Source organism: Microbacterium sp. ARD31, from assembly GCF_031844425.1.
Map to the genome: position 1 here is coordinate 340,853 of NZ_JAUZVE010000005.1, position 11,008 is coordinate 351,860.

The window sequence follows — 11,008 nt, forward strand, 5'->3', positions numbered from 1 at the left end:
TCAGACCGCGATGTCGAGCTCGTTGCCGGGGATCGAGGCCAGCAGCCGGCGTGTGTACGGGTCGCGCGGGTTGGTGAAGATCTCTTCGCTGGAGGCGGCCTCGACCAGGGCGCCGTCCTTCATGACGCACACGTAGTCGCTGATCAGCCGCACCACCGCGAGGTCGTGCGAGATGAAGAGGTAGCTCAGCCCGTACTCGCGCTGCAGGTCGCCGAGCAGGCGCAGGATCTGGTCCTGCACAAGCACGTCCAGCGCCGACACCGGCTCGTCGCAGACGATCAGGTCGGGTCCGAGGGCGAGCGCGCGGGCGATCGCGACGCGCTGGCGCTGACCGCCCGACAGCTCCGACGGGTAGCGGCGCAGCATCGTCTGGGGGAGGGCGACGTCGTCCAGAAGCGTGCGCACGCGGGCCGCGCGGTCCTTGCTCGAGCCCCGCTTGTAGAAGTCCAGCGGTTCCGAGATGATCCGCTCGATCGTGAACATCGGGTTGAGCGAGGAGTACGGATCCTGGAAGATCGGCTGCACCTTCTGGCGGAACTCCCGCAGCTGCCGCCCCTTCAGCGACGCCACGTCCTGGCCGTCGAAGGTCATGGAACCGCTCGTGGGCTCGACGATCTTCAGCAGCATCCGGGCGGTCGTGGTCTTGCCCGACCCCGACTCGCCCACGATGGCCACCGTCTGCCCGCGCGGGATCGCGAACGAGACGTCGTCGACGGCGGTGAAGTCCTCTTTGCGGCCGCGGATCGGGTAGACCTTCGTGAGCCCCTCGACCTCGACGATGTTGTCGACGGGCTCCGCCTCGCCGCCCTCGACCGGCTTCCCCTCCGCGGCCGTGGCCGCGGCATCCCTGGCTCCCTGCGCCGCGGAACGCTCCCGGGCACGGAAGACCTCGGGGCGCAGGCGCACCGCCGCCACCGAGGGGGCGGCCTTCACGAGCGCCTGCGTGTACGGCTGCTGCGGGTCCTCGAGGATCTGCCGGGCGTTGCCCTGTTCGACGATCCTGCCGCGGTGCATCACGACCACGCGCGAGGCGCGCTCGGCCGCGAGGCCCAGGTCGAGGGTGATGAGCATGACGGCGGTGCCGAGTTCGTCGGTCATCCGCTGCAGCTGGTCGAGGATCGTCTTCTGCACCGTCACGTCGAGGGCGCTCGTCGGCTCGTCCGCGATCAGCAGCCGGGGGCGGCACGCCAGTCCGATGGCGATGAGCGCGCGCTGGCGCATGCCGCCGGAGAACTCGTGCGGGTACTGCTTGGCCCGTTCGGCCGCGTTCGGCAGTCCCGCCGCCTCGAGGGTCTCGACGACGCGGCGGTCGACGTCCCGCTTCGTGGCGACGCCGTGCGCCAGCAGCGCCTCGGCCACCTGCGTGCCGATCTTCGTGACCGGATTGAGGTTCGACATCGGGTCCTGCGGGACGAGGCCGATCGACCCGCCGCGGATGCCGCGCATCACCGACTCGGGTGCCCCGACGAGGTCTTCGCCCTCGAACCGGATGCTGCCCTGGGTGACCCGCCCGTTGCCGGGGAGCAGACCGATGACGGCCATGGCGGTGGTGGACTTCCCCGACCCCGATTCGCCGACGATCGCGAGGGTCTCGCCGGCTGCGAGGTCCAGGTCGACGGACTCCACCGCGCGGACGGGGCCGTCGACGGTCTGGAACTGGACGGCGACGTCGCGCACCTGCAGGAGGGGTGTTCCCGCGGCGGCACGTTCGTTGTGTCGGGGCATGGGTCCATCCTGCACGGCGGTGGGCCCCGGCGCACTCGTCGCGGCCGACGGTTTACCCACTCGTGACACCGCGGCGAGCGGGGCTACCGTGGAGGCGTGGCCGTCATCGATCTGAACGCCGACCTCGGCGAGACCGTCGACGGGCTGCCCACCGCCGACGACGAGGCCATGTTCGCGGTCATCTCGAGCGCCAGCATCGCCTGCGGCGGGCACGCGGGGGATGCCGCCTCCGTCGCCGCGGCGATCGGCCGGGCCTCGCGATTCGGAGTGTCGATCGGCGCGCATCCGTCGTATCCGGATCCCGTAGGCTTCGGCCGCACCGCGATGTCGCTTCCGGCCGACGCGCTGCGGGCGACGCTGGATGAGCAGCTCGATCGGCTGCGGACGGCGGGAGCCGACATCAGGTACGTCAAGCCCCACGGCGCGCTGTACAACCGGATCGTCGCCGACCGCGAGCAGGCGCTCGTCGTCGCCGACGCCGTCGCCGCGCTCGCGGATGCCGTCGGACGCGCCGTGCCCGTCCTGGGCCTCGGCGGTGCGATCGCCGCCGCGGCCGCCGACCGCGGACTGCCGTTCGTCCGCGAGGCGTTCCTCGATCGCGGCTACCTGCCCGACGGAACGCTGGTCCCGCGCGGACAGCCGGGGGACCTCCTCCACGATCCGGACGTGGTCGCCGCCCGCGCCGTGCGGCTGGCCCGCGAGCGAGAGGTCGTCGCGGTGAACGGTGCGATCCTCGCCGCGGACGCGGCCTCGCTGTGCGTCCACGGCGACACCCCTGCGGCGGTTGCGATGGCGCGGGCGGTGCGGCGCGCACTCACCGAGGCCGGGGTGGAGGTGCGGGCACCGTGGTAGAGCCGCGGCTGCTGCCGATGGGGGAGCGCGCGGTCCTCGCCGAGGTCGACACGCTGGAGGAGGTGCTCGGCCTGCACGCCGCTCTGTCGGCGACCCGTCCCGACGGCGTCGAGGACCTCGTGCCGGCAGCCCGCACCGTGCTGGTCACCCTCGACCCTGCCCGGCTGCCGTTGTCGGCCGCGCGTTCGTGGATCCGCGCGAGCGCGGCCGGCGAGACGGGCGCGATCCCGTCCGCCCCGCGCGCCGTCGAGCTCGACGTGGCGTACGACGGCGACGACCTCGGCGACACCGCCCGGCTCCTGGGTGTCAGCCCCGACGAGCTGGTGCGCCGCCACGCGAGCGCCGCCTGGACCGTCGCCTTCACCGGCTTCGCGCCGGGATTCGGGTACCTCGTGAGCGCCGACTGGCCTTTCGACGTCCCGCGCCTGGACACCCCGAGAACGAGGGTTCCCGCGGGCGCGGTGGGCCTCGCGGCGGGCTTCAGCGGCGCCTATCCCCGCGAGACGCCCGGCGGGTGGCGTCTCATCGGCACCACCGCCGCCCGGCTGTTCGATGCGGATGCCGCCTCGCCGGCGCTTCTCGAGCCCGGATCGCGCGTGCGATTCCGACCCGTCGACCGCGCGTCGACCGCTGTCGCGGCAGCGCCGGGCCCGCACCCGTCCAGCGGCGCTCCGGCGCTCCGGGTCGTGGAGCCCGGGCTGCTGGCGACGCTGCAGGATCTCGGCCGCCCGGGCGCGGCGTCCCTCGGGGTCGCCAGATCAGGAGGCCTCGACCGCCGCGCGCTTCGCACCGCCAACCGCCTCGTGGGCAACGCCGAGGACGCGACGGCGGTCGAGGTGACGATGGGAGGCTTCCGCGCGGTCGCCGCTCCGGCCGTCGGCACGGCGCCGGACACCTGGTTCGCCGTGACAGGCGCGTGGGGACCGATGCGGCTCGCCGGAGTCGAGATCGACCCCTACGTCGCGCACCCGTGGCCGGCCGGCGAAGAGCTGGACCTCGGATGGTTCGCGCACGGCGCCCGCGCCTACATCGCCGTGCGCGGCGGCCTCGGCGGCACGACCGCGCTGGGCTCGCGAGCCACCGACCTCCTCGCCGGGCTCGGCCCGGCGCCGCTGCGTCCCGGCGATGTCGTCCTCTCGGGCGATGCGGCGACGGGTCCGATCCCTCCCGGCGACATCGCGCCGTGGAGCGCTCCCGCCGATGACGAGGTCGAGCTCGAGGTGGCGCCCGGCCCGCGCGCAGACTGGTTCGCGGCATCCGCTCTCGAGCAGCTGTTCGAGGCGGTGTGGACCGTGTCGAGCAAAGCCGATCGTGTCGGCATCCGGCTGGACGGCCCCGCTCTCGCGCGCGTGCGCACGGGAGAGCTGCCCAGCGAAGGCATGGTGCCCGGTGCGCTGCAGGTGCCGCCGACCGGCCGGCCGACGGTGCTGATGGCCGACGGACCGGTCACGGGCGGGTACCCGGTCATCGCCGTGGCGACCGAGGCCTCGCTCGACGTGCTCGCGCAGGCGCGACCGGGCACGCGCGTGCGCTTCCGCCACGCGCGACCGGCGGTGTGAGCTGCGCCAGGCCGTCTACCAGCGGTGCATGCGAGTGGCCACCTCGGCCCACGACTCCGCGGGCAGCGCCAGCTCGACGGCCTCGGCCATGCTGAGCTGCGCTCCGGCCCGCTCGCCGTCGGCCACGGCCTGCGGATCCCGGGCGCGCAGGATCTCGAGGTGGGGCACGTGGACGGTGAACGCCTCGACGTCGAAGACGCCGATGCGGTGCCGGATCATGCCCGCCGCCACGGCGAGCGCGGCTGCGCGCCACGCGTCGCCGCGGGCGGCGGCCACCGCGCACACGCCCTCGAGCCCGTAGGCGACCCCCTCGTCGTAGTGCAGGCGGATCGACAGCAGCAGCGTCTCGATGAACTCCCGCTCCGCGGCGTCGATCTCGCCGCGGACGAAGTTCAGCCGGGCGCGGATGTTCCCGGCCACCGAGGTCGTGAACAGGTCGCCGCTGGCCGAGGCCACCGCGGTCGCCCGGTCGAAGTGCTCGAGCGCGGCGGCGGTGTCGCCTCGCACCCACGCGAGCCGGCCGAGCGAGACCACGGTGATGGCCTCGGCCCACGAGTTGCCGGCGGCGTGCAGCTTCTCGACGGCCTCGCGCAGCTCCTCATCGGCCTTGCCGGCGTCGATGTCCGCCAGCTGCACGCGCGCGGTCGCGCGGGCCGCGAGCGCCATCGCGGCGGCGTTCTCGTCTCCTGCCTCGGTGAACAGCCGGATGCACTCGCCGAGGCCGGCCACCACCTGCTCGCTCGGTCGCTGCCACATCTCGCCCCACAGCACGAAGAACCAGGCGATGGCGCGGGTGTGCTGCGAGATCGGCTGCTGCTTCTCGAGCAGCTCCAGCATCCACAGCCGCACCTCGGCGAAGAAGCCCGAGATCCACCAGTAGATGAGCAGGCTCCACGCGAACGCGCCGGCGTCGTCCAGCCGGTTGGTGTAGATGAGGTGACGCACCGCGGCCCGCAGGTTGGAGAGTTCCAGGCCGAGCCGGCCGACAGCCTCGGCCTGTCCGAGCCCCTGCAGCCCCGGGGCGACGGCGTCGACGAGCCCGACGTAGTAGTCCGCGTGCGCGGCGCGCACCTGGTCGGCCTCGCCGCTGTCCTCGAGCGCGCCGATCGCGTATTCGCGCACGATCGCCAGCAGCGAGTAGATCTCGCGCCCCTCGATGTCGGTCTGCGCCACGAGCGACCCGTCCACCAGGGCGGCGAGGGTGTCGACGGCGTCGCCGCCCCACGGGCGGCCGGCGCCGATGGCCTCGACCGCTTCGAGGGTGAACCGGGTGGCGAAGACCCCGAGGTCCTGCAGCATGCACCGCTGCACCTCGGGCAGCAGGCCCACGCTCCACTCGATCGTGGCCCGCATCGTCCGGTGCCGCTCGGGCAGGTCGCGGACGGCCGCCGTCAGCAGCGGAAGGCTCCGCTGCAGGCGCTCGGCGATGCCGTGCGGGGTCAGGACCCGCATCTTCGCCGCGGCGAGCTCGATCGCCAGCGGCAGTCCTTCGAGCCGCCGGCAGATGTAGGCCACGTCGCCGGCGTTGTCGGCCGTGATCTCGAACCCGGGCTTGACCGCGCGGGCGCGGTCGACGAAAAGGGCCACCGCCGACGACCGCGTCGCCGGGTCGACGCTCGCCGGCAGGTTGTCGACGGGCGTGGTGAGACCGCGCACCTCGTACACCTGCTCCCCGCGGATGCGCAGCACGATGCGGCTGGTCACGAGGAAGGTGGCCGTGGGCGCGGCGTCGTACAGGCGCACCAGCACCGGGGCGGCGTCGACGATCTGCTCGAAGTTGTCGAGCACGACCAGCACCCGGCGACCTTCGAGGGCGCGCGATATGCGCTCCTCGAGCGCGGCTTCGCCGTTGTCGCGGATGCCGAGACCGTACGCGATGGTCGGAAGCAGGAGCCCCGCCTCGAGAACCCCCTCCAGCGGCACGAACGACGTGCCGTCGGGGAAGATGTCCGTCGTCGCCAGCGCGGTCTCGATCGCGAGGCGGCTCTTGCCGATCCCGCCCGGCCCGATGAGGCTGATCACACGGTGGGTTCCGGCGGCGAGCAGGTCGCGGAGGGCGGCGATATCGCCTTCGCGTCCGATGGTGGTCGTGTACGGCGCCGGCAGTCGGGTCGCCAGCGCCGCAGCCTCGGCGGGGTCGGCTGCGGCATCCTGCGTCGCCTTGGATTCGTCGAAGCGCTCGGCGAGGAGGGTAGCGAGATCCCCCGCCACCTGCTCTTCGAGATGGTCGGCGTCGTGGAACGGCAGGTAGGCGGCGGTGTCGTCGGTGCGGATGCGCGCGATGAGCTCCTCGAGGCGCTCATCGCGCGCGTCGACCGACTTGATGTAGATGAGCTTGGGCATGTCGCGGGGAGCGAGGTTGTACTCGTCTTCGAGGCCGGACACCGCTTCGTCGGGCGCGACCCAGCCGTAGCTGGCGGCGTAGATGCCGACGAACACGTCGCTCTGGGCGAGATAGGACCGGTACAGCTCGCGGGGCGGATGGGGCCGCGCGCCGAGCTCGAACATGACCGGCGCCAGGCGCAGCCGCTCGATCGCCGCGCGCGCTGCGCGTCTCTCGTCCTGCAGTTCGCGCAGGGTCGAGCTGACGAACACCCGGATCCGCTGGTCGGGAGTGCGGATCACGGGCGGATGAGCCCCAGTCATGAAGACATCCTGGCCCTAAGCGTCGCGCGCCGCTACCGGCAGCGTCAGGCCGCCCGTCGCGCCGGTCGCGCTCCCGGCGGCCTCCCCCACGCCGACCGCGTAGTCCGCGACCTCGTGCAGGGAGTACTCGCGTCCGCGCTCGAGTGCAGCGGCGAGCCGCCGCCGGTCTGGTTCGCCCTGCGCCGCCCGCTCCAGATAGCCGGTGTGGTACACGAACGCGGGCAGGTCGAACATCGTCACCCGCTGCCGGATCGTCTCGGCGGCACCGGCGAGGACGCCGGCCCGGTCCACGTCGCCTGCCACGGCCGCGATGGCGCTCAGCCCCTCGATCGCGTACGCGACCCCCTCGTCGTGGGCGAGGCCGAGCGAGAGCCCCAACGACGCGGTGAACGTGGCTGCCGCGCCCTCGGTGTCTCCCGAGAACAGCTGCATGCGACCGATGTGGTGCATCGCGATCGACTCGGTGAGGCTGTCACCTCCTGCCGTCGCCGCGGACAGGGCCTCGCTGAAACGGGCGGTCGCCGCGTCCACGTCGCCCATGGCGAGGGAGAGGCGTCCGAGGGCCACGAGCGAGAGCGCCTCTCCCCACCTGTGGCCTCCCTCCCTGAATGCCGCGACGCTCTGGGTCAGCTCCTCGACGGCGCGCGCGACATCGGCATCCGGGCGGGCCGCACGTGAGAGCCCGGAACCACCCAGCGTGATGGCGACGCCCAGCCGATCGCCGGTCTGCGCGAACAGGTCCGCGACGGATTCGAAGCGCGCGACGGGGTCCGCGCCCGCCGTGTTCCACATCTCGGCCCACGCGATGTAGAACCGCGCCACCGCCACCGCGTGGGGCGACGCGTCCGGTGCCCGCTCCAGCAGCTCGGTCATCCACAGGCTGAGTTCGGCGAAGTACCCCCGGAGCCACCAGTAGAGGAACATCGGGAAGGCCAGAGCCGTCGCCGTCTCAGCATCCCGCTTCGCGACGAGGTGGCGCATCGCGGCGCGCAGGTTGGCGCGCTCGAGGGTGAGCCGCCGTGTTGCTTCGCCCTGACCGGGCCCCGTCAGCTCGGGCGCCAGGCGTCGGATCAGGTCGGCGTAGTAGCCCGCGTGCGCGTCGCGGACCTGGTCGAGTCGCCCGTGCTCGGCGAGCTGCTCGAGGCCGTATTCGCGCACCGTCGCCAGCAGGGAGAACACGGGCTCGCCGTCGGCGTCCTCCTGGCGTACGAGCGAGCTGTCGATCAGCTCGCCCAGGCGCTCGATCGCGAAGCCGTCCCACGATCGACCGCGTCCGACCGCCTCGACGGCTTCGAGCGTGAAGCCCGCCGAGAAGACGGCCAGATCGAACAGGAGGTCGCGCACGGGGGCATCGAGCAGCTGCGTCGACCACTCGATCGTCGAGCGCAGGGTGCGCTGCCGGGTGGGCAGGTCGCGCGGCGCTTCCAGCAGCGACATGAGCGACCCGCCCAGGCGCTGCAGGATGCTCGCCGGGGTGAGGACGCGGACGCACGCGGCGGCGAGTTCGATCGCGAGCGGCAAGCCCTCGAGCTCGCGGCAGATGCCGACCACGGCGGGCAGGTTGGTCCCGCTGAGCGCGAAGTCCGGCCGCACGGCGCGAGCGCGCTCGACGAACAGTCGGACGGCGGAGGACCCGGCGGCTCGCGTCATGGACTCGGGGTCGGCCGGATCGGAGGTGAGCAGCGGCGGCACCTCGACGACGCGCTCGCCGCGCAGGCGCAGGATGCTGCGGCTGGTGACGAGGAAGGTCGCCGACGGAGCGAGGGAGTACAGGTCGACCAGCGTCGGGGCTGCGTCGACGAGCTGCTCGAAGTTGTCGAGGACGATCAGCATCCGCCGTCCGTCCAGCGCCACGGCGAGCCGGTCCTCGAGGGACTGCTCCCCGGTGTCGCGGATGCCGAGACCGTAGGCGATGCTCGGCAGGAGGAGCGCCGGCTCGGTCACGTTCTCGAGGGCGATGAACGCCGCCCCGTCGGGGAAGGTCTCCGTCGTGGCCGAGGCGATCTCGATCGCCAGCCGGCTCTTGCCGACACCGCCCGGTCCGAGGAGGGTGACGAGGCGGTTGGCGTCGTCGGCCAGCAGCGCCGTCACGGCGGCGACCTCGTCCTCGCGGCCGATCAATCGCGTGTACGCGGAGGGGACGCGTGCCGCGACCGCCGGGGCCGCAGCCGGGGCGCGGGAGGCGTCGAAGCGCTCGGCGAGCAGCGTCGCCAGGTCGGCTTCGATCAGCTCCCCGAGCTCGGTCGTCGTCTCGTAGCTCTTGTACGACGCGGTGTCGTCGGACTGGATGCGGTGGATGAGGTCGTCGAGGCGCGCTTCGCGCGGGCCGTCGATCGCCTTCACGTAGATGAGCTTGGGCATCCGGCCGGGGGCCAGCACGTACTCGTCCTCGAGCCCCGAGATCGTCTCGCCCGGCGCGACCCAGCCGTAGTTGTGCGCGTAGATGCCGACGAACACGTCGCTCTGCTCGAGGTAGGACCGGTACAGCGCCCGCGGCGGATGCGGCCTCGCACCGAGCTCGAACATGACCGGCGCCAGGCGCAGCCGCTCGATCGCCGCGCGGGCCGCGCGTCTGTCCTCTTCGAGCTCGCGCAGAGTCGAGCTGACGAAGACCCGGATCCGCTGGTCGGGCGTGCGGATCACGGGCGAATGGTCCCCGGTCATGAGCATCATTGTGGCGGAGGACCGGAAGCGGCTCCAGCACCAGATCACCCGCATCGCCGACCCCCCTTATGCGCGCCCCTGCTCGGGAGTACTGTGCGGGCTGGCGGCGCGGGAGCCGCTGGGCCGAGGCGACACTGGGGCCGCCCTCGGCGAAAGGTGGAGAACGATGATGAAGCGCGCATCGATCGTGTGCGTCGTGGCGCTGGGGCTGGTCCTCGGCAGCGGCGGCGCCGCGATGGCGGGCGAGACCCGCGGCAACGGCACCGACAACGAGAACAACGGGAAGGCGCGGTCGGCCTGCCACTACTCCGGCCTCGACGTCGCGGACGCCGGCGAGGGCAACCCTCCGCCGCTGAATGACGACTGGGCCGGTGAGCGGGGCAACCAGTCACCCGGCGGGAAGGACCGCTATCACGGCGTGCAGAACTGGGGCGCCTACGTCAAGGCCGGCGCGAGCGGCATGCTCATCGAGGAGGGGCTGCACCCGGGCATGGCCTGCCGCGGCAACGCCGTCTTCGAGGAGTAGGTCGAATCGCACCGAACGGCCGTCTCCCGCGCGAAGCGGGGGGCGGCCTTCGCGGTTATACCGCAGCATCCGGATCTTTTCAAGAATCGAGTGGACACGGCGCGTCCGGAGACGTATAGTTGGTAGTTGCGCTCTTGGATTCCCCCTGCCCTCATATGGTGGTCGGCTGTGTCCGTATGTCCCCGTTGAAAAGCGGTGCGTGACGTGCGGGCTTCGGGGACGATCGAGCACTCCACCTGACGACAAGGAAACGAGCCCCACCCGGGCCCACGGAGGTAATCCCCTTGGCTGCTGCGCGCAACGCATCCACCACCACCACCCTCAAGAACGGACGCGGAGCTTCCCGTCTCTCGTTCGCCAAGATCTCCGACACGCTGGAGGTCCCCGACCTTCTGGCGCTGCAGACGGAATCCTTCGACTGGCTCGTCGGCAACGACGCCTGGAAGCAGCGCCTCGCCGAGGCGCAGGCCGCCGGGCGCACCGACATCGCCCTCAAGAGCGGACTCGAGGAGATCTTCGAGGAGATCTCGCCCATCGAGGACCTCAGTGAGACGATGCAGCTGTCGTTCACGAACCCCTACCTCGAGCCCGAGAAGTACTCCATCGAGGAGTGCAAGGAGCGCGGCAAGACCTACGCCGCCCCGCTGTACGTCGAGGCCGAGTTCATGAACCACCAGACCGGTGAGATCAAGACGCAGACGGTCTTCATGGGCGACTTCCCGCTCCAGACCGACAAGGGCACGTTCATCATCAACGGCACCGAGCGTGTCGTCGTCTCGCAGCTCGTCCGCTCGCCCGGCGTCTACTTCGACAAGACCCCCGACAAGACCTCCGACAAGGACATCGTGTCGGCGCGCGTCATCCCGAGCCGCGGTGCGTGGCTCGAGTTCGAGATCGACAAGCGCGACCAGGTCGGCGTGCGCATCGACCGCAAGCGCAAGCAGTCGGTCACGGTGTTCCTGAAGGCGCTCGGGCTCACGAGCGAGGACATCCTCAACGAATTCGCCGGCTTCGACTCGATCGAAGAGACCCTGTC

The 11,008-nt window shown here is 72.0% G+C and carries 6 protein-coding genes and 1 pseudogene; 4 read left to right on the forward strand and 3 right to left on the reverse strand.

The window, feature by feature from the left end; all coding sequences use genetic code 11:
- The gene (locus Q9S36_RS17135; RefSeq protein WP_311286168.1) at positions 1-1,725 is read right to left on the reverse strand and encodes an ABC transporter ATP-binding protein; all 1,725 of its coding nucleotides are present in this window, start codon (positions 1,723-1,725) and stop codon (positions 1-3) included.
- Between the two features lie 96 nt (positions 1,726-1,821).
- Between Q9S36_RS17135 and Q9S36_RS17140 the strand changes: the two genes are divergently transcribed.
- Positions 1,822-2,577: a 5-oxoprolinase subunit PxpA gene (locus Q9S36_RS17140; RefSeq protein ID WP_311286169.1), complete on the forward strand. Its 756-nt coding sequence runs from the start codon at positions 1,822-1,824 to the stop codon at positions 2,575-2,577.
- Positions 2,571-4,136 carry a 5-oxoprolinase/urea amidolyase family protein gene (locus Q9S36_RS17145; RefSeq protein ID WP_311286170.1) on the forward strand — a complete coding sequence of 522 codons (1,566 nt, stop codon included), beginning with the start codon at positions 2,571-2,573 and terminating at the stop codon, positions 4,134-4,136. The genes Q9S36_RS17140 and Q9S36_RS17145 overlap by 7 nt, the downstream gene beginning before the upstream one ends.
- A gap of 15 nt (positions 4,137-4,151) precedes the next feature.
- Here the strand turns inward: Q9S36_RS17145 and Q9S36_RS17150 are convergent, their stop codons facing one another.
- The gene (locus Q9S36_RS17150) at positions 4,152-6,782 is read right to left on the reverse strand and encodes a DUF4062 domain-containing protein (RefSeq protein WP_311286171.1); all 2,631 of its coding nucleotides are present in this window, start codon (positions 6,780-6,782) and stop codon (positions 4,152-4,154) included.
- Between the two features lie 15 nt (positions 6,783-6,797).
- Positions 6,798-9,446 carry a DUF4062 domain-containing protein gene (locus Q9S36_RS17155; protein ID WP_311286172.1) on the reverse strand — a complete coding sequence of 883 codons (2,649 nt, stop codon included), beginning with the start codon at positions 9,444-9,446 and terminating at the stop codon, positions 6,798-6,800.
- 166 nt (positions 9,447-9,612) lie between these two features.
- Between Q9S36_RS17155 and Q9S36_RS17160 the strand changes: the two genes are divergently transcribed.
- Complete coding sequence (locus Q9S36_RS17160; protein WP_311286173.1) at positions 9,613-9,972, forward strand: hypothetical protein; 360 nt, start codon at positions 9,613-9,615, stop codon at positions 9,970-9,972.
- Positions 9,973-10,256: 284 nt separating this feature from the next.
- A pseudogene (locus Q9S36_RS17165) lies at positions 10,257-11,008 on the forward strand (DNA-directed RNA polymerase subunit beta); the annotation flags it as partial.

Bases quoted from the DNA above. Each gene is read 5' to 3' on its own strand.
- Q9S36_RS17160 (WP_311286173.1), top strand. From the start codon at position 9,613: ATGATGAAGCGCGCATCGATCGTGTGCGTCGTGGCGCTGGGGCTGGTC.
- Q9S36_RS17150 (WP_311286171.1), bottom strand. From the start codon at position 6,782: ATGACTGGGGCTCATCCGCCCGTGATCCGCACTCCCGACCAGCGGATC.
- Q9S36_RS17155 (WP_311286172.1), bottom strand. From the start codon at position 9,446: ATGACCGGGGACCATTCGCCCGTGATCCGCACGCCCGACCAGCGGATC.
- Q9S36_RS17135 (WP_311286168.1), bottom strand. From the start codon at position 1,725: ATGCCCCGACACAACGAACGTGCCGCCGCGGGAACACCCCTCCTGCAG.